This is a genomic window from Thermosporothrix sp. COM3 (genome assembly GCF_059696735.1).
The window spans coordinates 6824905-6845306 of record NZ_AP019376.1 but is presented as its reverse complement, the minus strand read 5'-3'; the positions used below and the strand labels follow the sequence as shown (position 1 = coordinate 6845306).

At 52.5% G+C, this 20402-nt stretch carries 18 protein-coding genes and 1 pseudogene; 8 read left to right on the top strand and 11 right to left on the bottom strand.

Features of this window, described 5'->3' with window-relative positions:
• The 7 genes from nadB to KTH_RS29225 all read right to left on the bottom strand — a co-directional run bounded on the left by nadB (position 1) and on the right by KTH_RS29225 (position 7210).
• Positions 1-1668, bottom strand: coding sequence for an L-aspartate oxidase (gene nadB, locus KTH_RS29255; RefSeq protein WP_111325777.1), 1668 nt, complete (start codon positions 1666-1668; stop codon positions 1-3).
• Positions 1669-1936: 268 nt separating this feature from the next.
• Positions 1937-2329, bottom strand: coding sequence for a secondary thiamine-phosphate synthase enzyme YjbQ (locus KTH_RS29250; protein ID WP_111325776.1), 393 nt, complete (start codon positions 2327-2329; stop codon positions 1937-1939).
• A gap of 20 nt (positions 2330-2349) precedes the next feature.
• Positions 2350-2763, bottom strand: a complete 414-nt coding sequence (locus KTH_RS29245; protein ID WP_111325775.1) for a secondary thiamine-phosphate synthase enzyme YjbQ — start codon at positions 2761-2763, stop codon at positions 2350-2352.
• A 111-nt stretch (positions 2764-2874) separates the two neighbouring features.
• The gene (locus KTH_RS29240) at positions 2875-3693 is read right to left on the bottom strand and encodes a hypothetical protein (RefSeq protein ID WP_111325774.1); all 819 of its coding nucleotides are present in this window, start codon (positions 3691-3693) and stop codon (positions 2875-2877) included.
• Positions 3694-3788: 95 nt separating this feature from the next.
• Positions 3789-4460: a response regulator gene (locus tag KTH_RS29235; protein WP_111325809.1), complete on the bottom strand. Its 672-nt coding sequence runs from the start codon at positions 4458-4460 to the stop codon at positions 3789-3791.
• A 53-nt stretch (positions 4461-4513) separates the two neighbouring features.
• The gene (locus KTH_RS29230) at positions 4514-6043 is read right to left on the bottom strand and encodes a HAMP domain-containing sensor histidine kinase (RefSeq protein WP_111325773.1); all 1530 of its coding nucleotides are present in this window, start codon (positions 6041-6043) and stop codon (positions 4514-4516) included.
• 93 nt (positions 6044-6136) lie between these two features.
• Positions 6137-7210, bottom strand: a complete 1074-nt coding sequence (locus tag KTH_RS29225; RefSeq protein WP_170142944.1) for a bifunctional lysylphosphatidylglycerol flippase/synthetase MprF — start codon at positions 7208-7210, stop codon at positions 6137-6139.
• A 403-nt stretch (positions 7211-7613) separates the two neighbouring features.
• Here KTH_RS29225 and KTH_RS29220 point away from each other — a divergent pair, with 403 nt between their 5' ends.
• The 6 genes and pseudogenes from KTH_RS29220 (at position 7614) to KTH_RS29195 (ending at position 13435) form a co-directional block, all read left to right on the top strand.
• Positions 7614-9107 (top strand): alpha/beta hydrolase, encoded by a 1494-nt coding sequence (locus KTH_RS29220; RefSeq protein ID WP_170142943.1) that lies wholly within the window; start codon positions 7614-7616, stop codon positions 9105-9107.
• A 115-nt stretch (positions 9108-9222) separates the two neighbouring features.
• The gene (locus tag KTH_RS29215) at positions 9223-9693 is read left to right on the top strand and encodes a methyltransferase family protein (RefSeq protein WP_111325770.1); all 471 of its coding nucleotides are present in this window, start codon (positions 9223-9225) and stop codon (positions 9691-9693) included.
• A gap of 784 nt (positions 9694-10477) precedes the next feature.
• A pseudogene (locus KTH_RS29210) lies at positions 10478-10912 on the top strand (endonuclease III domain-containing protein); the annotation flags it as partial.
• Positions 10913-11013: 101 nt separating this feature from the next.
• Positions 11014-11094 (top strand): CVP-CTERM putative sorting domain-containing protein, encoded by an 81-nt coding sequence (locus KTH_RS29205; protein WP_497623299.1) that lies wholly within the window; start codon positions 11014-11016, stop codon positions 11092-11094.
• A gap of 216 nt (positions 11095-11310) precedes the next feature.
• Positions 11311-12570: a Gfo/Idh/MocA family protein gene (locus KTH_RS29200; RefSeq protein ID WP_497622401.1), complete on the top strand. Its 1260-nt coding sequence runs from the start codon at positions 11311-11313 to the stop codon at positions 12568-12570.
• Positions 12571-12901: 331 nt separating this feature from the next.
• Complete coding sequence (locus tag KTH_RS29195) at positions 12902-13435, top strand: DUF4190 domain-containing protein (protein WP_111325767.1); 534 nt, start codon at positions 12902-12904, stop codon at positions 13433-13435.
• Positions 13436-13506: 71 nt separating this feature from the next.
• Here the strand turns inward: KTH_RS29195 and xylB are convergent, their stop codons facing one another.
• The 4 genes from xylB to KTH_RS29175 form a co-directional block, all read right to left on the bottom strand.
• Positions 13507-15039: a xylulokinase gene (xylB, locus tag KTH_RS29190; RefSeq protein WP_497622399.1), complete on the bottom strand. Its 1533-nt coding sequence runs from the start codon at positions 15037-15039 to the stop codon at positions 13507-13509.
• 159 nt (positions 15040-15198) lie between these two features.
• Positions 15199-16044, bottom strand: a complete 846-nt coding sequence (locus KTH_RS29185; protein ID WP_497622397.1) for a hypothetical protein — start codon at positions 16042-16044, stop codon at positions 15199-15201.
• 398 nt (positions 16045-16442) lie between these two features.
• Entirely contained in the window at positions 16443-16835 is a 393-nt protein-coding gene (locus tag KTH_RS29180; protein WP_111325763.1) for an Hsp20/alpha crystallin family protein, read from the bottom strand.
• Between the two features lie 46 nt (positions 16836-16881).
• A complete protein-coding gene (locus KTH_RS29175) occupies positions 16882-17367 on the bottom strand; it encodes a hypothetical protein (protein WP_497622394.1) in 486 nt (161 codons plus the stop codon).
• 300 nt (positions 17368-17667) lie between these two features.
• Between KTH_RS29175 and KTH_RS29170 the strand changes: the two genes are divergently transcribed.
• On the top strand, positions 17668-18915 hold the full coding sequence (locus KTH_RS29170) for an SWIM zinc finger family protein (protein ID WP_497622392.1): 1248 nt from the start codon (positions 17668-17670) through the stop codon (positions 18913-18915).
• Positions 18912-20402: a DUF5691 domain-containing protein gene (locus KTH_RS29165; RefSeq protein ID WP_497622390.1), complete on the top strand. Its 1491-nt coding sequence runs from the start codon at positions 18912-18914 to the stop codon at positions 20400-20402. The genes KTH_RS29170 and KTH_RS29165 overlap by 4 nt, the downstream gene beginning before the upstream one ends.

The following is a 20402-nucleotide window of genomic DNA, read 5'->3' as shown; positions in this document are numbered from 1 at the left end:
CTACCTGATGAGAAGAGAAGCGCTCTCCCTATTTTCTTGATCAGATGAGCCACTCAGGCGACGCTGAAACGCGAAATGGCGTTGCTTCAGTCGTTCGTCCGTGGTCGGGAAGTCACTTCGCCAGTGACTTCCTCGACTCTCCCATCTGGTCAGAGCCGCGACAATCACCAGTTCCGCGACCTGTAACATATTCGCGGTCTCCTGCTCTTCGCGCGAGCGCTGTTCCGGGAGACTGGCCTTCAAACTTCTTACCTGCTGCAAGGCTGCCGTCAGGCCTTCCGCATCTCGGGAAAGCGACACCGAACGCCACATCGTCTGGCGCAGCGCTTGCCTGATCTGTGATATCGATAGCGCCTCTTCTCCTGAAGCTGGTATATCCTCTTCATATTCGATCATCTGCGCCGAGTCACGCAAAGAATACGCCTCGGGAGCCGGTAGGCACGTTCCCGCTTTGAGCTGCTCAACCAGATGACAGGCTGCCTGTATCCCGAAGACGAGGCCTTCAAGCAAGGAATTACTTGCCAGCCGATTGGCTCCGTGCACGCCGGTACAGGCCACTTCCCCTACCGCATATAGGCCCGGCACCGTCGTTCTTCCCACTGTATCTACCATCACGCCACCCATACAATAATGCGCGGCAGGAGCCACCGGGATAAGATCCTGAGCCAGATCAAGCCCATAGTGTGAACAGATTGTGGAGATTGTCGGGAAACGTGCGTGCATTTTTTGTGCAGGGAGATGGCGCAGATCAAGATATTGATGCGCAACTTCTTCGATTACCATTTCTTTGAGAATTGCTCGTGCGACCACATCACGCGGCGCCAGCTCAGCTTGTTGACTGTAGCGCAACATAAAGCGCTCTCCGGCGTGGTTGCGCAAATAGGCGCCCTCGCCACGTACTGCCTCGGAAATCAGATGAGAAGCACCCTGGATAGCCATAACGGTTGGATGGAACTGCATAAATTCCAGATCCGTAAGGGCTGCTCCGGCTCGCCAGGCCAGCGCAATCCCATCAGATGTAGCGCCCCCGGGATTCGATGTATGAAGCCAGAGCCCACCAGCTCCCCCACTGGCAAGCACGGTAAAACGTGAGGAAAGGGTAAAGGAGTTCCCGGCACGATCGAGCGCGCGAATCCCTGTACAAATTCCAGCTTGCATCAAAAGCTCTGAAACATAGGTTTCTTCATACACAACGATTGAGGTGCGCTCATGCAATGCAACAAGCAAGGCTCGCTCGATCTCGGCCCCGGTCGCATCCCCTCCGGCATGCAATACACGCCAGCGGCAATGAGCCCCCTCACGGCCAAGCAAGAGACCATCAGCCGTAACATGGAGATCGCCCGGCTGCGCCTTATCAAACTGAACTCCCATCTGAATCAGCCATCGGACCGCTGCTGGTCCCTGTTCTACCAGCGTTCGTACTGCTGCCTCGTCGCAGAGCCCGGCCCCGGCTGCAAGCGTGTCCTGAAGGTGAAGTTCCGGGGTATCATCTTCACCAAGTGCAACAGCAATTCCCCCCTGGGCATAGCGCGTATTACTCTCGCCAGCCTTGCCCTTCGTTAACAGTGCCACACGCACCGTCTCCGGGAGCCGTAAAGCCAGCGACAGCCCGGCAATGCCACCACCAATGATGACAACATCAAATGGTTGGTTCTTCTGGGTTCGCATTCTTATTCTCCTTTGAATAAGTGTAATTTGTACACTTACTTGCCGGACAAAAAAGAAAAGGGAATGTGTGAGAAATACACTATCCTTTTGGGCAAGTATACCAGACATTTTTTTGAAAAACAAGGGTAGAATAAGTAGCTTTTGTACCTGACCAAAGTCCCGAACACGACTTACAGGTTTTAACATTGTCTCATAGATAAGGCATGAGCAACAGAAAAAAGGCCGCTTCCAGACAGTGAAACGAAGCGACCGTCAGAAGTGGCAAGAATTAGAATGTCGAGAGATGCAGGGTACGCTCGCGCGGTCCATCCAGCTCAACCAGAATCACGCGCTGCCACACGCCAAGCATCAGCCGCGACTGTTGATAGGGTATTACCAGCGACGAACCGATGATCGAAGAAAGGATATGATCGGGTGCGTGGGCCGGATTATGCGGATGACGATAGCGCAGATTTGGTTGCATATGGCGGAGCGCATCCAGCAAATCCAGATCGGTTCCGGGGTCAAGGTCTGCCGTGGTAATCGAGCAGGTTGTGTGTGCCACAAAGAGCGAGCAGAGGCCCTCTGTCTTTTCGGCCTCACGCAAATATTGCTCTACAGTATCAGTAATATCAACGACCTGATCTTTCTTGTGCGTCGAAACGGTAAAGGTTCGTAACATGCTTTCCCCCATTCTCTGACTTATTCGCCAATCACTTTCACAATGACACGCTTATCACGTTGCCCATCAAACTCGACGTAAAAAATCTGCTGCCAGGGGCCAGAATCGAACTGCCCGTCAGTAATCGGTATAACGACCTGATGGTGAAAGAGCAGGTTTTTTAAATGGGCATCGCCGTTGTCTTCTCCTGTGCGGTGATGTCGATAATCAGGCTTTTCTGGCGCAACCTCTTCCGCCCAATCGAGCATATCCTGCCATAGCCCTGACTCATAGTCCTGTACAATCACCGCCGCAGTAATATGCATTGCCGATACCAGCGCCAGCCCCTCCCGCACACCGCTTTCCCGAATAATCTGTTCTACCTTCTCAGTAATGGGCACAATCTCTTTGCGCTTGCGAGTATGAAAGGTAAGATATCTGGTATACGATTTCATCTCCCAGTCTCCTTGAATCAAGGGTAAGGGAAAGGCTCACAGATAGGCCTTTCCCTTTCTATTAAGATGATACTCGCCCTCAAGCAGAGATGCAATGAGAGCCCGGGAGACTTATTGTGAGGCCTGACGCTCAAGAGGATCAGCGAAATGGTGTTCCATGATGTTATTATGATAGGGAGCCACCAGTTCTTGATAGGCAGGAAACAGATGCTCGGCAAAGGGTGTGAGCGGCTCCTGAGCGGGCAACACACGCCATGAACGCTGCCCCGGGAGATCAGAGCCCCGCGACATGATCTCCGTTCCCAGACGATTCATCACCATCATATTTTGCTGCGCAAGCACCTGATGAGGCACAAAGGCAAACAGAGGAGACTCCATCTGTGCCAGTTGCTGTTCGATCTGTTCCGGTGTATGGCCATAGCGCTCACAGGCCTGTCGTACCTGTTGCAATAGCTCGGGCTCTGGAAGGGTAAAAAGCGTCTCAAGCGCCTGCATCAAATTCATACAGCGATTTAGCAAAACCAGGCGACCGTGAAATAGCCGCTCTCCAAGTCCATGTTCTCCCTGCCGACATTGCACTTCATGAATCTGCCTGGTCAATTCAGCGAACGGCATCAGATCAAGCCGGCGCTGTAAGAAATCAACGACCGATGCCGTATCCTCCTTGAGCTGCCAATCGCGCAGCAGCTCAAGACAAAGCTTCCCTTCATACATCTTTGTCGTACGTGGCACACTCAACAAGTATCCTTTACAGTCGCAGATCCAGCGGGCGTGAAGATAAAAGACCACATCCGAGACCGAACACGTGGAAAAGCGTTTCTGACCGTGCACATCTTGTACGAACCGGAAACATGTCTCAAATTCAGGCAAGAGATGCTCAAACGCTTCTAACTTCTCTTGCACCAGAGCAGGCACTACCTTTGTGGCCATAGGAACCCTCCATCTGCATTTCTGGAAACAGTAAGCGGCTACTTCCTTCACGGCTCGGAGGGAAAAAACGTTACGACTCGCTGGCCTTGCATCCGCTATTCATCAGCGCGACGCACAAGGCCCTGCTGCCATGCACAGACAGCCGCCTGTGTTCTATCGGCTATATGCAATTTACTCAGAATATTGCTGACATGGCCCTTCACCGTTTGCTCACTAATGACAAGCTCAGCGGCAATCTGAGCATTTGAATAGCCATTTGCTATCAGGCGCAACACCTCAAGCTCACGCTCGCTCAGTTCGGTAAAGAGATTGGGAGCACCATTGCGTTCACCGCGCACTTCCTGCACCACACGCGCCGCCACCCGAGGATGAAGAACGGATTCACCCTTCGCCGCCTTACGGACAGCATCAGCCAGCTCGCGTGCATTCACATTTTTGAGAATATACGAGAGCGCTCCCGCTCGTAATGCAGGGAAAATGTATTCATCATCATGATACGAGGTTAACACGACAATCTGAGAATGAGGGCTCAGCCGCTTTACCTGTCGTGTCACCTCAACACCATTCATCCCCGGCATTGCCAGATCCATCAACACGACGTCGGGCACAAGGTCGACCACCTGCCTGAGCGCCTCTTCGCCAGACTCAGCCTCACCTACCACGTCAATATCAGCCTGCGCATCGAGAAAAACTCGTATCCCCTGACGCACAATACTATGATCATCAACCAGCATCACCCTGATGGATTCAACATTCTGTTCTGCCATATCAAACCCGCATCCCGCACGACAAGCAGGATGTGGCCCTCCTTTCTCCAGCACTACAGGCTTCCCGGGATAAGCGAACTTTTCACCAGCTTAACTGCCACCCTGATCGTCGTTCCCTTTCCCGGGCTACTTTTTAGCACAAAATGCCCGCCAATCGCCTCGACACGCTCCTGCATTGAGTACAAACCAATTCCGCGCTTAGGTAAATCTTTCACATGGAAGCCCTTGCCATTATCACTGATCTCCATAATCGCTTCATCCTGCTCACAGAACAGTCGAATCAGCACACGCGTTGCCTTGCTATGTCTCCATACATTGGCAAGCGCTTCCTGTGCAATACGGAAGAATGTTTCCTCAGCGAGCAGGGGCAGCGCAATCTCATCCTCAAACGAGAGCTCCACGCGGATCTTATGCTGACCGGCCCAACGCTCACTGTACTCGCGCAAGGCATCAACCAGTTTCTTTTCTGCCAGAGGAACCGGACGAAGCTGATAGATCAGTGTCTCGAGTTCCTGTTGTGACTGATTCACCAGCCTATCCACATCGTTGAGCCGCTCTTTTGTCTGCGCAACGTCACTCTCAATCAAGGTTTGAGCACTGGCAATCTGCATTGAAATGGCGAACAGTTGCTGTTTGATGCTATCATGCAGATCGCGCGCCAGACGGTTACGCTCCTCAAGCGTGGCGATCCGCTGTCGGGTGTGAAGCAGCTCATCGAGCTGCCGGGCCATTGAATTCAACTGCAAAGAGAGCTGACCTATCTCGTCATTGGCCTTATCCTTGATGAAATGCGAAAAATCTCCCCGACTCCATCGGGCCGAGATCCCCTGCATCTTCTGAAACCGGGAGGTAAACCAGCGCGACACAAAGAAACCAACCACACAACCACCCAGAACCGCCATAATCGTGGCGAGAATCAGACTGGGCCCAATCAGCGGTATCATGGTATAAAGCACCTTCCCCAGGGATGGGATTGCCTGTTGTGTTAAGAGCACAGCAACTACCTTGTGATATTTGTTCAGAACCGGCGTTGCCGCAAGAATAACCTCATCAGATCCCTCCACGGTTACATAATTGGCCAGAGTATGCCCATTTAATGCCGTTAAGAAGATTGCCATTCCACCCGAAGGAAGATAATGTTGAATAGAGCTTCCTTGCTGTACACCTAACTTGCCTTCAACATCACTGGTCGCCAGCACACGGCCTCCGGGATCAATCAGCGCGGTAACACCTGGCTCGACGACCAGTGACACGCTGACATCGGTGCCGGGATTAATATAAGGACGTTGATAACTCTTGTTGATATTTGCCAGTGTTTCGTTCAAATTAATATGGCGTTGCGGGTAGACAAATGCGCCCGGAGGATACCCCTTCATCACCTCTGCACTCTTTTTAAGATCATTCTCCAATAATTGCGGATACCGATTAATCAGTAGTCCGCCAATAATGAGGATACCGAGCACCTCAAAGATCAGCAGGGTTATCGTTGTAGTCAACGCATATGAGAGCGTCAATTTCCATTGCAGACGCCCAAGAAGGGCTGCAAAATGGCGGGTCAACTGTTGCATCCTGGTATGTATCATACAGCACTTCTTTAATTAAGGAAAAGCAAAGGGCACTCAAATCGCCTGTACCAGTTTTCCTTTCAGTATAGCATAAAGAATGCTATATGAAATCTATTCATCCCGCTCATGAATTTTCTGCAAGGCATAGCCAATATAGGGAAGTTGTCGCCGATGCGGGAACACCAGATAGCGGCTCTCCCAGATAGGGTGGAACTTCTTCTTAAAAGAGACAAGGGAACGAGCATGCCCCAGATTTCCATAGCGCGTCACCAAAGCATCAATCCAGCGCTCAAGCCGGGTCTTCTCCTCACCACTCATATTGCACAGAGGTGCTAAACCCAGGCTCATCATCTTTGCCCCCCGCTCTCTGAAATGCTCGATCGCAGCCGTAATCAGGAGCTCCATCGTACCGGGGATCATATCATCAGCGCGCCGCATCAGATCCAGCCCCCACCCATTGCGTCCGTAAATGGGCACAAACGAGACGAAGCCATGCACTTTGTCCTTCTGGTCAATTGCCAGCGCAAGTACCTGCTCGGGATCATGTAAAGCAGCCTCCAGATGCCCCATGCTGAACCCCATTTCATGACCACCCTTGTGCTCAAGCCAGCACTGAGAGATACTTTTCACCTGGTCAAGGCAGTGCTCCTCAATAATGCTCCCCTGATAAAAGCGTACATACACGCCCTCTTTCTCCGCCCGTCGTCGCGAGGTGCGCACATTCGCGATTGCGCCCCCCTTCAAGGTAAATTTGTCAAGCTGCAAAACAGCATCTTCACCAATCTTCAGACAACGCATCCCGGCCCGCCGATAGAGCGGCACCAGTTCAGCCCGCGCCTGCCAGAAAGCAAGCAACCATCCACGTTCATGGCAGTATGAGTGAAAGGCATTCAACACAGCAGGAATCTCATCTAGCGGCCCGACAGGATCACCAACTACAATCGCGACTTTCGCGAAAGCTACCTTTTCAACTGCATAACTGATATATGCCAGCCCCGAAGGAGAAAAGAAACACTGCTTCTCGCGACGCAGACCAAAATACACAATAGAGTTATATCCATAAGCGCATGTTAATACATAAGCACGTCCTTTTTCGTCGAGGCTGGTTGAGCGTGTTCGCTCCGGTAAAGTCAGCACCGAGGAAGGAGCCATAAAAGAAGGAATGAGCGGTTGACTATGTTGCATCTCATACATTTTTGCATACCTCGTATCACCAACTAACATCAGAGTATCAGAATATCTATAAGGCAACTGCACCAAGCTGCAAGCCGTGATATCTCTTCAATTCACGTTCATAGGGAACGTCGTTTTCGTTCCGTACCAGAAGAGTAGCATGTGTTCTTTCTTCTGTAATGCCTCTGAAGGGGGGTTTCCGCCCCCACAGGAGTATTGCAGAGCCTTATCGTTTCAATGCCCTTCTCAAGTGGATGCGGAGCCCTCTCAGCGGTTCACAGGCACAGAACAGACCCCCTCTCAAGAGGGGTGTGATTACCTCCTGCGGGGGCATTCATTTCAGCGCAAAAAAGCGTATGCTCTGAACCACAGGATGAACTCTCTACCACAAGCTTCATTACAGGACAAAATATGTATGCGAAAACTTTTGCTCATAGTGCCACAGACACTCACATTCTTGCTGGCGCTCCTGCTAGGCTCTCTTCTGGTGACGTATCACTTTCAGGATCGTATTATCACGGCGCTATTGACTGTCGGCCTTGATCCGCAACGGTCTCTGCTGACAGCGATGCTAGCGCTCACCGCATTGAGTGGACTGCTTGCGACTATTCTCTTCAGGCGCAAAGGTGGCGCAATCCTCGGTTCAGGCCTTGTGTTTGCCCAGAGCTACCTGATTCCCTTTCTTCAGGAACAGCTTCAACCCCAACGAGACCCGGGCGGGCACCTCTTACCGCTCGATCAGCAGGCATTTATCCAGACCGCACTTATTATGAGCGCCCTTGCTCTCCTCAGCGCCTTTATTGGCTCCGCCGTCGGTCAGGTGGTCGGCGAGGTACTCCTTGATCCCTGCTACACGCTTGCCAAACGGGTCTACAACTTCGGGATTGAGCAGGCCCAAAAGCGGGACATACAATGGGCGCGAAACTGGGAGGAGCGCAGACACAAACAGATCGAGCTTCGAGCCGCACAACAGACGCATCCGGCACTCTCTCTGCTCGGGAAATGGACGGCAGCGCTCTTCCTGGTGCTCCTGATCTACCTTTCCAGCCAATCGGTTTCGCTTTTCCTTTTCGCGCCAGACGTCGGACTGCATAAACCCCCACAGACAGGGAAAGGAGGCGAGGGATCTGCCGTTGCCGGAACTGTACTTCAAGATTCGGTCATCAGTAAGTCGCTTCAAGGGCAGCGCCGCACATTTATGATCTACCTGCCGCCTTCCTACTACACAAAGGAAGGGGCTCAACTCTCCTATCCGGTCCTCTACCTGCTTCACGGAGCGCCCGGACGACAGATAGACTGGATTCAGGCAGGAAGCGCCGTCGAATCGGCTAATACGCTTATCAATCTGGGCCAGATCCATAACCTGATTATGGTCTTCCCTGATGGGAATGGCCGTCCGGGCCCTCCTAGCGAATGGGCCAACACAGCCCACAATCAGAACATGGAGGATTTTATTGTCAAAGATCTGGTCCCCTATGTTGATAGCAAATACCGTACAGAGGCTGATAGTGAGCATAGAGCAATCGGAGGCCTTTCAATGGGCGGCTATGGAGCAACCAACATCGGGGTACATCACCCTGAACTCTTCGGCACCGTTATCACGCTTGGAGGCTACTATAAGGCAGAGGGAGACATCTGGAACAAGGATCAAAAGTTAATGCAGGCAAACAGCCCGCAACTGATCCTGCCCAACAAAAAAGAGGCCTGGAATATCCGCTTCTATGTTGGTGCAGCGACCAAAGATCAGCCTTATTACACCTATGCACAGCAATTTGTGCAATTACTTAAGAAATACCACATCACCTATACCCTTGACGTGCAGAAAGGCTATCACTCCTGGTCCGTCTGGAGAACCCAGCTCTATAACGCGCTGCTCTGGTTGCACTGGCAAGATCCAGAAAAGGGCTAAACCCTGAACGAGAAAACCGTTTTTTCCTGAAGAACGTACCTTAAAGAGAAAGGCATCAACAAGGAAAACACACCTGTGAAGTGATATCTTCACAGGACATCGTGAAAGGAGCCCTATGAAAAAGGAAACACGAGAAATTCTAGCGCCGCCACCCCTCGTCTATGGTGGAGCTTTTGCCCTGGGTATGTATCTGGATTCCTGGTTGCCGCTCCGGCTTTTTCCGCGAAGTTTCCGCACCTTCGTTGGCGGCATCCTGCTCGGGGTTGGAGGCGCGGTCGGGCTACTCTCGTTAAAAGCCATGCGTCAGGCGAACACATCACCCGCACACAGTGAGCCAACAACCACCCTGGTTGTTGAGGGCCCCTATCGACTGAGCCGTAATCCTATCTACGTTGGCATGACAGCGCTCTATATCGGGCTCTCTGTCCTTCTCAACCGCATCTGGCCGCTTGCCCTCCTGCCAGTGGTCCTCAAATTCATCAATATTGGCGTCATCGATCAGGAGGAAAAAGTGCTTGAGCAGCAGTTCGGGGACGAGTATCGTCAGTACAAAGAGAGCGTTCCTCGCTGGCTGCCAACCAGGTAAGCGTGGTGCAGGCAGCCTCTCTATGGCTGCCTGCATGCTTTTCAATGCAATGGCTGACGTATGATAGCAATATCCCAGAAGCAGGACCGTTGCATATGTCCAGTGTCTATTGCGGCTTTCTCATCAACCAGTGAAGCGATATGGATCCCCAATTGAGCTGCTCCCTCAACTGATCCCACGCCTTAGCACTTCATGGGCAAGCGCTCCTTGCTTGCAGCCACGCTATGCCTCTATCAGTAAAACGACTCTCTGGATCCTGCATCTGCTGCCATACTGCGACTGCTACAGGTCGTTTCCCGAGGTATCGGATAACCCGGATAGTTCTGCAATAAGACAAGCGTTTTTGGCACAAGAGGGGAAAATCCTGCCGCTGTACACTCTATTCTCCAGGCATTTTTGTATCAGCGTTGCCGTTCATCCGGGATCTGTTCGGCGAACCAGAGGAAAGTATCCATTGCTTGCGTGAGCGGTGACACAAACCATTGCGCCAGTATCATATTATCCTTTCACTTTCTCACGTACTCAGAAATAATGATTTTTCTCACCATAGTAATGCAGTACATCTTTTTCCGTTTTCATATCGCTATCCGATGTCACTCCTCCGCACCGCCACAACGTATACCAACTAAGGAGGATCGAGAGAGTGAAGCGAAAAATACAACGCAATCCCGCCGACTACGGCTATCCCACAGACGATATTGCCGCCCTATCCCAAAAAGCTTTAGAAGTCACGCACCGCCTGACCGAGTTCTATGGTGTCGCGCCCTGGCCGACCAAAGATCCCATGAGCATGCTGGTTGATATCATTCTGTCCCACCGCACTCGTGACGAACAGACGGCAGCCGCCTATGATAACCTGCTCAAACAGTTTGGCTCCTGGGAAGCGGTCCGCGATGCACCCACCGAGCAAGTGGAGGCAGTAATCTCTAATGTCAACTGGCCCGAACAAAAAGCGCCCCGCCTGCAAGCGATTATGCGGCGCATCACCGAAGAAAAAGGCTCGCTGAATCTGGATTTCCTGCGTGATATGCCACTGGAAGCTGCATCCAACTGGCTTGGTCAACTTGAAGGGGTAGGCCCTAAAACCAATGCCTGTGTCTTGCTTTTCAGTTGCCGCAAGCCAACACTCCCCGTCGATGTACACGTGCATCGTGTCTCGATACGACTCGGGCTTATTGGAAAAAAGGTCTCAGCAGAGGCAGCTCACACCCTCTTACAGGCCCTGCTGCCTCAGGATGCCCAGGTTATCTACAACTTTCACAAAGGATTGCTACGTCATGGACAGCGTATCTGCGTCTATGAGCGTCCTCGTTGCAAGAAGTGTGTGCTCACAGATCTTTGCAACTATTATCAACAAGTTGTCCTCCCAACCAATGTATCCCCTTCCTGATCAGGGCATAAGCAAGCGGGCGTACTATTCAAAGCAAGCAGAGTTTGTTATAATAAAGGCGCTTTTATTCATACATGTGTACGTTTGCATCGACTCTTGCAGGGCAGGAGCAATGCAAAGACGTACACCCATTTTTATATTTGGCCTTATAGCTTGCTGACCACCATTGGCGCCAAGCCCCGCTATTCCAGAAAAGCCCGCAAATCTGGCGAAGAAGGAGAAATGTTTTGAAGAAGATCACTCTTGCCCTCCTCGGTGCCGGGCATCGTGGTATGTTATCTTATGCCCCCTACGTCCTGGAAAATCCGCATGAAGCAGAATTTGTGGCCGTTGCTGAGCCGGATCCCGTACGACTTGAGCAGTTTAAGCAGCAATATTCCATTCCCGATGATCGCTGTTTCACTGATTGGCATGACCTTCTTGCACAACCCCAACTGACCGACGCAATTTTGATCTGTACACAGGATCGCATGCACTTTGAGCCAACGATAGCAGCGCTCAAGGCCGGCTATCACGTCCTGCTAGAGAAGCCGATGTCTCCTGAGCCAGCAGAGTGCATCGAGATGGAGCGATGTGCCCGCGAGCACAATCGTATCCTCTCTATCTGCCATGTCTTGCGTTACACCGACTTTTTTGCAACGATCAAAAAGTTGCTTGAAGATGGTGCTATTGGCCGCTTGATGTCTATTCAGCATAACGAGAACGTTGGCTACTGGCACTATGGGCACAGCTTTGTGCGCGGCAACTGGCGCAACTCGGATCTCTCCAGCCCGATGATCCTGCAAAAATCCTGCCATGATATGGATATCCTGCTCTGGCTGGCGGGCGCTGATTGTGTTCATATTTCCTCTTTTGGCACCCTCACGCACTTCCGCCCGGAGAACGCCCCCGAAGGAGCGCCGCAACGCTGTCTTGATAACTGTCCAGTGGCGGAAACCTGCCCCTGGTACGCGCCCAAACTCTATCTGACCGGCCAAACAGGCTGGCCTGTTTCCGTGATTACCAACGATACTAGCCGGGAAGGAGTTATCAAGGCACTGCAAGAGGGCCCCTATGGTCGCTGCGTCTACCACTGTGACAACAATGTGGTTGACCATCAGGTCGTCAATCTGGAATTTGCGAACGAGGTGACAGCCGTCTTTACCATGAGCGCCTTTACAAACGACGTTGATCGCACGCTCAAATTGATGGGAACGAAAGGTGAGCTTCGCGCCGCAATGGGCAAGAACGAGATCGAGATTACCGATTTCTCAACCGGGCACAAGCAAGTGATCAACCTGAGCAGGCCTAAAGGTCACTATGGTCACGGTGGTGGTGATGGCGGAATCATGCGAGACTTCCTTAAACTGGTGCGCAATGATGGGCAGGTCGAGGGATTGACCTCAGCCGCAACCTCGGTGCAGAGCCATCTGATGGCCTTTGCCGCCGAGCAATCCCGCCTGGAACATAGGGTTGTTCATTTACAGGAATATTATCAGCAGTTTTAAATCACAAAACGGTATGAGCAGGCCTGGCATGCTGTGGCAGGCCTGCTTTTTTCTCTTGCTCTTACACCATATTTTTGCTTCTTTCCCCATCTTCTACCAGCTTATACCAACACATTTTCACGAAAGCAGCGCTTGAAGTGTGAGACAATTCATTGCCTCAGATCCCAAAATCAAGTATACTCACCATGTAACTGCCGGGTTGCTGTTGAGGATTACGCATATTCAATAGCAGAAGGTCAGAGTCAAGAGCCAGAAGAAGCACCCTCTCAGCGGGGAGCAAGCTGCAATCATTCTCTTTCAAGCTTTTTTTGCTATACAGAGGGGAAAAAATATGGGTAGCAACTATAATCCTTATGGGCAATATCCTGAACGCCCTTATGAGGGACAACCGTCTGTTCCTCATTCCTGGCCTCAGGAGGGACAACCGCCAGCATATCCACCAACAAACTATACTGATCCATATCAGCCACAAAATCCGCCAGCATATCAAAATCCTTATCAGCAGCCGACTCCGCCACCGCCGGGACCACAGCCAATCAATATCGTGGTGCAGAACGTACATTCGCAGGCGCAATCACAGGCCCAGGCTGCTCCTATTTACGTGGCTCCTCCCAGACAATCAAATGGCCTTGCCACAGCCGGTCTGGTATTTGGTATTATCGGGCTGGTGTTCTCCCTCTGCGCCGGGTGGGCAGGTCTACCATTCTGTGTGCTTGGCGCGATTCTATCAGGTATTGCGATGTCTTCACGTCAGAAAGGCAATGCAGTCACAGGTCTTGTCTGCTCCCTGATTGGTATTGGTTTAGCTATTCTCAATATCCTGTTCCTGGGTGCGCTCTGGGCCACAATAATAACGACATCCTAAATCAGAATATCTAAATACACGCACGAAGGAGGCTCCTTTGCAAGCTAAAGGAGCCTCCTTCGTTTTCTCACTTAGAAAGAGACAGGCTTACTGATAATTGGCTTTAACGCCGGATAGAGAGCACGATAGATTCCATACGCCTGCTCGTATACCGCGGCACGTTGCGGCTCTGTATGCTCAACCACACGCACAGTCCGCTCGCAGGCCTCTACCACAGAGGCATAGACCCCGGCCGCGACACCAGCCAACAGTGCAGCCCCAAAAGCAGGCCCCTCGGTCGCATTGGTCGTGACCAGTTCAACACCAAGCACATCGGCGATGATCTGACGCCAGAGCGGGCTTTTCGCACCGCCACCCGTTGCCCGAACCTGTTCCAGCGTCAATCCCTGTTCCTGGATAATCGAGAAGCAATCTTTCAGGCTGAATGCGACCCCTTCGAGTACCGACCGGATCAGATAGCGCCTGTCATGGCTTGCAGTCAGGCCAATCCAGCCACCGCGCGCGTAGGCGTCAAGATGGGGGGTGCGCTCACCCTGCAAATAAGGAAGAAACAGCAAGCCATCACAACCGGGCGGCACGCTCTCTGCCTCCTGGGAGAGGGTTTCATATGCATCGACGCCGGTCCAGCGTTCAAGCGCTCGCTCCGGCAAGCCAATATTGTCACGCACCCAACGAAGCGAGAGCCCTGCACCTTGAGTGACTCCCATCAGATACCAGGCCCCGGGAACCGCATGATTAAACGTATGCACCCTCGGCACGGGCCCGGAAGTATCAACCTGCGGGGTCTCGGCATGCGCAAGCACAATACCGCTTGTTCCGACCGAGACCAGAGCCAGCCCTGGAGAAACAACCCCATTGCCCACAGCTCCACAGGCATTGTCAGCACCGCCGCCAGCTACCGGGATTCCTGAGGGTAAGCCTGTGAGCGCCGCCACTTCTTCACTGATGGTCCCACAAGCTGTATCGGCAGGCACCACCTGAGGAAGCAAGGCGGGGTCCAGTTCAAGCGCCTGTAGCACCTCCTGGGACCAGACACCACACCTGACATCCAGCAGGCAGGTCCCGGCTGCATCGGAGATCTCCATCGCGATGCGCCCGGTCAGGCGATAGCGGATGTAATCTTTCGGCAAGAGCATAGTACGTGCCCGTGCGAAGAGCTCCGGTTCATGCTCACGTACCCAGAGTAGTTTGGGAGCCGAAAAACCGGTCAGCGCAGGATTTGATGTGTACTCTATCAGTTGTTTCGCGCCGACTCGCTCCGTCATCCAGCGACACTGTGCATCGCTGCGCTGATCGGCCCAGATAATACAGGGTCGCAGCACCTGCTGCTGTTCGTCCAGCAGAACCACCCCATGCATTTGACCGGAAAGCCCTACTCCACACACCTGTAATTGTTGCCGAGCGCCCTTCACCAGACAGGCCTTGATCGCGGCTATCGTTGCCTGCCACCACTCTTCCGGTTGTTGCTCCGCCCATCCGGGAGCCGGGTGATAGAGAGGATAATCAACAAACGCGTCCGCCAGCACACGACCATCCTCTACGGCAAAAAGAGCAGCCTTCACCCCTGTTGTACCGAGGTCAATACCCAAAAGTGTCTGCATCATGTGCTCCTTCATACAGACCAAAAATAACAACTATCTGCTCTCTATTCTAACAACTTTTTCGCCACTTGACCGAAAAAAAATCATCTCCCTCATCCAGGAGGGAGATGATCCAACAATGTTCAAGTTAGTCAGGCGCGTTTCGAAGTGGCCATGCGACTGTTATGCTGTTACGGTGAAATGCACAACCTGAGCCAGCTCACCATCACTACAACTGGACGAACGGCACCAGTACAGTTCTGCCGCGCCCTCACCTGGGAGCTTATACGTGATGCCAAAGTAGCCACCCGGTGCTGTGTAGGTTGATGAATCGATCTTTAAGGGATCCGCTTTAGCGTTCTGTTTCACGCCTTCAAGGTAATAGACAACACCGATATAGGCAGTATCCCCTTGCTTGAAGTTCAGGCCAGACTTTGAAGCATTCAGGTCAAAGGTGATATACACATCGCTGTTCAGCTTAAAGGTCGATGTTGTTTTCGTTGGCTTGGCCGATTCCTCATCAATAGCGCTGGCAGTCTGTGCATTCAAAATGATCGCCGCCGCAGTTGGTGAAATGGGCTTTCCAGAGGGAGTGTCACCGTTATCACCACTATCAGATGTCGGTGAAGGCGGAAGCGTTACCGTTGGTATCTCAATTGTTGACGTTGGCGCCTGGGTTGGCTCGGTCGTCGGTGTCGGATCACTATCCGCCGTTTTTGTATCCCGCCCCAGAGAAAGCGCCCAGGCACCCAGGCCGCCACAGGCCGCGATCACAACCAGCACCGCCACAATCACGCCGATAATCAGTCCTGTATTCTTCTTTGGAGGACGCGGAGGAGGAGCATAAAAGCCTCCCGGTCCCTGCGGCGTACTGCCATAGGGAGGCGGTCCCTGCTGATAAGAGGGCGGCGGTGGTGCATATGAGGAGCCACTTCCGTATTGTTGTCCGCCATTATACGGATCTTGTATATGCGCGTTATAAGCATCCCCGGATTGATTTGCCAGGACGGTCGGTTCAAGGCCTTCCATAGATGGGCTATTATTCGGATTTGCCCCCGGAGGATAATTTGTATAACCTTGAGGTGTTCCACACACAGGGCAAGTATAGGCACCACTTGGCACTGTTGCCCCGCACTTTTTACATTGCACGCTTTATCTCCTTCCATGCCCCTGTAATATCAGAGTCCTGGTTCATAGTGTGATCACATTCGTTTGTTCCCTCTAGCTTACCATGCTTCTTCAAGAAGAGACATGTCTTATGCCACTTTCTGGCAGTGATCTCTTTCACACTTTCCTTGTGCTCTCTCTTGGGGCTCTTCGCAGTGCATGCCATTGTTCGACTCAAAATAACTGCTTAACCTCAGCAGTTCAGGGGAAAAAGAAGAAAGCGGTGTTCAGAAGACCGCTTTCTGTGATACCTTCTCACCTCAGGAAAGTTGTCCGGCATTGCCGGAGCGTTGCCCATGAGCAACCCCGACCTTCTCCATAGTAAGCCGTGCCGGGACAGTCTGCCCGCTGAGCGGGAAAGTCAGCACGAACACACCGTTCCCATAGGAAAGATTGGCGCGTTCAGCATCGACATTATCAGGTAGTGTAACTTCCCGATAGTAGCCGCCAACGCTCCATTCATCGAGCAACAGTTCCTTGATCTCCTTCAATGAGCCACGCAGCTCCCCCTGAAGGATCAGGCGATTATCGTCCGTTACCTCTGCCTGAATATCCTCGGGTTCCAGACCAGGCATCGGCACCGCAACCATCAATCTATCAGTCGATCTATAGATTTTTAAAGGCACATGTTGCACCTTGAGCTTTTCTGCCATTCGCTTTTTACCTCCTCATTTTCATGGCCGGGGCGGCTGCTTGAAGCTATGCTGTGGGGTTTCCCTCTTCGGGAGAATCGGTCGTATACTCTTTGCTGTTCGCCCAGGCAGTCCCTTCCTCTCGTCCGGGTGAGGGGACACGCGCACCGGGGCGCTTACGTGAAGATTGTACACCACTATGAGCAGGATCATATCCTTGCTGAGCCGGGTTTTGAGACGCAGGCTGACCCACTGTATTATGAACCTCTCCATAGCCTCGCCGCTGCGTCTCTACATACCCATCCATCCGCTCGCTTTCCTCATCGTGTAGATTGGCCTCGCCCGGATGGTGCATTGAGACGGGATAGCTCCCGGTTCTGCGTCTGTACTCCTCCACCTGCTGGATTTTCTGCATTGAGTGCACAATATTCATTACCACTCTTTCCCGCGTGGTTCCTGCGGCCCTGGCGGCCTCATCGATATCGCGTAGAGTGATATTGCGTGCATCACCATGATCATTGTTGGGATCTCCACACCCGCAACTCAAACACATAAGAACCTCCCTGTCAGCAGTAAAAACACCCTGATAGTGGCTGAACTGGTATCAGTGTACAGCACTGGAAACATATCAATTCCACGAATGCCGATAAAAAGAAGTTTCAATGGGGTTGTCAAGGGGAAACTCCATAGACAACCGCTTCCACTTTTGTTACTCTGACAAAGAAGACTTTATCAGACCACAAAAAAAAGATCTGAGTGGAGCAACTGAGTGGGTTTACAGATCACAAAAGAACAAGTTACAGCGATGGCTCCAGATTCCAGCTCTGCTAAAAACGGGCAGAAGCTGAGTGCCATGAAAAACTGGCAAAATCTGGGTCAGAATGAACAGGCACTCTGGGGAGAGTGCAGAGGCAGCGCCATCTATCAGGTAAAAGTTGATGCGGCAACGCTCACTGCTACCTGTAGCTGCCCGAGCCGGAAAATTCCATGTAAGCATGGGCTCGGCCTCCTCTTTTTGGTTGCCAGCACCCCTGATGCGCTCCCGACAACTGACCCTCCTGAATGGGTTGAGGCATGGCTGACGCGTCGCGCAGAAGCGGCAAAGCGCAAAGAGGCGGCGCCCAAAAAGAGCGCAAGCGTTCCCTCTCAAAAGGCCGTTGAGAAGCGCAAAGCGCTGGTAGATAAAGGGATTGAAAGGCTTGACCTCTGGTTAAGCGATCTGGTACGCAATGGGCTGGGAGGCGCTGATACGCAACCTCAGGCCTTCTGGAAAAGCGTCGATGATATCGCGAAACAGATGGTAGATCATCAGGCCTCCGGCCTGGCAAACCGCCTGCGCCGCCTGACAGAGATTCCCGGATCTTCCCCGGACTGGCCGAAACAACTGCTTGCGCAATGTGGCAAGCTTGCTCTGCTGAGCGAAGCATATCGAAATATTGACAGACTCCATCCTGCATTACAGGAAGATGTCCGTCAACTTATTGGCTGGACGCTTAAGGAAGATGAGGTGCTTGCCCGTGGCGAGAAAGTAGCCGACGACTGGTTCTTTCTGGGACAGATTCAAATTACGGCAGATCGAGGTGTCACCCAGCGTACCTGGATGATTGGACGACAGACAAAACGGCCTGCAATGATCTCGCAATTCTCCTTGAATGGTACGGCATTCTCGCAGGTCTATCCTACTGCATCTGTTCAACAAGCCGAGGTTGTCTACTGGCCCGGAGCGGCCCCTATGCGGGTTGTGCTCGCGTCACGAAACGGCGCCTTACAGCCACTCACGGAGCACCTGCCCGGGACGGAAAGTATTGACCATTTTCTGGGTCAGGTTGCGCAAATACTTGCCCTGCAACCCTGGCAAGATTACTTCCTGTGTGTCCTGAACACGGTAATTCCGTTCTATGAGCATGAAACAGGCCATTGGTGGATACGCGACGCCCAGAACAAGGTGTTGCCACTGGCCAAAGGGAATTACTGGAGCTTACTGGCGCTCTCAGGCGGGTATCCTATCGATATCGCGTGCGAGTGGAACGGCGCTACGCTGACGCCGCTTGGCGCCCTGATCGAGAAACGCTACCACAGCATTGTAAGGGAGGGCGTATGAACAAGCTGATTACCACAGCCATTGTGGGCACCGGTCAGATACCACAGCCCGATATCACGACGGGAACGCCTGTCGATACACTCTCCCAACAGTTGAGCGGCGATATAGAACGCAAGCTGCTTCTGACAGCAGGAGTACTGAGCAACTACCAACAGGCGGGACAGAAAGCACCCGAGAACACTGTTTCCTTTTCACCAGCCCCACCCGAGCGGCTTCCCGTCTTTGCTCCTGCGTCATCGGCACTGGAAACCATTATCACGAACTCGCAGAAGGAGCATTTTAAGGGACTGCTCCTCGATGCCTGTCGGCAGCTTCAGGCGCATAAACTGATCCTGCCATTTCACCTGATGCCACAGGTACTCAATCCCGGCCTCACCCATCAAAACAGGATACAGTTACGCTACCATCTGGCGGCAGTGCTCGGCGAAAGGGGCCGCTGGCTGAGCCAGTTTTACCCGGAATGGTCATGGGTGGCCACCTATCAGGCCCTGCACGAGCAGGATCCGACAACATTGCACACGCTCTGGCAAGAAGAGGGACAGTCATTCCGCCACGAAGTGCTGCGCCGTGTCCGTGCAATCGAGCCCGATACAGCACGTGAATGGCTCCAGACCTCCTGGAACGAGGAAAAAGCCGAGGCTCGGGCGCTCTTCGTCAGCGTACTGAGCGATCAGCTTTCCGAAAAAGATCTGCCATTTCTAGAAAAGGCCTTCTCGGATCGTAGCGCACGTGTATGCGGCGAGATCGCGAAGCTGCTGGTACGCATACCGCAAACGGCCTTTGCTCGGAAAGTTTATGAGCAGGCTCCCGAGTTTCTCACTATAGCCAACGGTACCTGTAAGATCCATACGCTCAGCGATATTGGTGAGCCCTGGCTTACACCGACAAAGAATCAACCAACCAATGCTACTGTCCAGCTGCTGGCACTGGTCCCGCCGCGCATCTGGGAAGAACGAACAGGCCTCACGCCAGAGGGCATCATCAACAGCGCTGAAGGCACACGGACCATGTTGATCGAGATCCTGGCTGCGGCGACCATCCTGCATCGAGATGTGCGCTGGTCCCGGGCGCTACTGGACCGCTTCTACCGAGAAGATGACATGGATATGCTTCGCATGAGTTCAGAGGTCGTTGTGGAACTATGCGAGCTCATTCCAGCGGAAGAAGCTGAAGCGTATATGGAACGTGTTCTGACAGCACGAGGCTTCTGGCTATATGTTCTGCCCACGTTGCCACAGCCCTGGAGCGAGAACCTGAGCGCACGCATTCTGGACACAGTGCGCTCTCAGAGCACTCAAAACAGATTCTGGCGTGAACAGCTTGACCTGTTTGCAGCAGGCATAGCCCCTTCGTACCTCGCACAAGCAATAGAGACACTGCAACAGGCAAAAGAGCAAGTCAAAGAAGGCTATTATATTGAAAGCGCGCTGGAAAAAACTATAGAAGCTATTCAGATACGAAAAAATTTGATAGAGGAGTTACCGTAA

What these genes read in the sequence shown, in the direction of transcription:
- KTH_RS29235 (WP_111325809.1), bottom strand. Translation starts at nt 4,460, where the DNA reads ATGGCAGAACAGAATGTTGAATCCATCAGGGTGATGCTGGTTGATGAT.
- KTH_RS29180 (WP_111325763.1), bottom strand. Translation starts at nt 16,835, where the DNA reads ATGGCAGAAAAGCTCAAGGTGCAACATGTGCCTTTAAAAATCTATAGA.
- KTH_RS29250 (WP_111325776.1), bottom strand. Translation starts at nt 2,329, where the DNA reads ATGTTACGAACCTTTACCGTTTCGACGCACAAGAAAGATCAGGTCGTT.
- KTH_RS29220 (WP_170142943.1), top strand. Translation starts at nt 7,614, where the DNA reads ATGCGAAAACTTTTGCTCATAGTGCCACAGACACTCACATTCTTGCTG.
- KTH_RS29240 (WP_111325774.1), bottom strand. Translation starts at nt 3,693, where the DNA reads ATGGCCACAAAGGTAGTGCCTGCTCTGGTGCAAGAGAAGTTAGAAGCG.
- KTH_RS29230 (WP_111325773.1), bottom strand. Translation starts at nt 6,043, where the DNA reads ATGATACATACCAGGATGCAACAGTTGACCCGCCATTTTGCAGCCCTT.
- KTH_RS29170 (WP_497622392.1), top strand. Translation starts at nt 17,668, where the DNA reads ATGAAAAACTGGCAAAATCTGGGTCAGAATGAACAGGCACTCTGGGGA.
- KTH_RS29245 (WP_111325775.1), bottom strand. Translation starts at nt 2,763, where the DNA reads ATGAAATCGTATACCAGATATCTTACCTTTCATACTCGCAAGCGCAAA.
- KTH_RS29175 (WP_497622394.1), bottom strand. Translation starts at nt 17,367, where the DNA reads ATGTGTTTGAGTTGCGGGTGTGGAGATCCCAACAATGATCATGGTGAT.
- nadB (WP_111325777.1), bottom strand. Translation starts at nt 1,668, where the DNA reads ATGCGAACCCAGAAGAACCAACCATTTGATGTTGTCATCATTGGTGGT.
- KTH_RS29165 (WP_497622390.1), top strand. Translation starts at nt 18,912, where the DNA reads ATGAACAAGCTGATTACCACAGCCATTGTGGGCACCGGTCAGATACCA.
- KTH_RS29215 (WP_111325770.1), top strand. Translation starts at nt 9,223, where the DNA reads ATGAAAAAGGAAACACGAGAAATTCTAGCGCCGCCACCCCTCGTCTAT.
- KTH_RS29195 (WP_111325767.1), top strand. Translation starts at nt 12,902, where the DNA reads ATGGGTAGCAACTATAATCCTTATGGGCAATATCCTGAACGCCCTTAT.
- KTH_RS29225 (WP_170142944.1), bottom strand. Translation starts at nt 7,210, where the DNA reads ATGCAACATAGTCAACCGCTCATTCCTTCTTTTATGGCTCCTTCCTCG.
- KTH_RS29185 (WP_497622397.1), bottom strand. Translation starts at nt 16,044, where the DNA reads ATGGAAGGCCTTGAACCGACCGTCCTGGCAAATCAATCCGGGGATGCT.
- xylB (WP_497622399.1), bottom strand. Translation starts at nt 15,039, where the DNA reads ATGATGCAGACACTTTTGGGTATTGACCTCGGTACAACAGGGGTGAAG.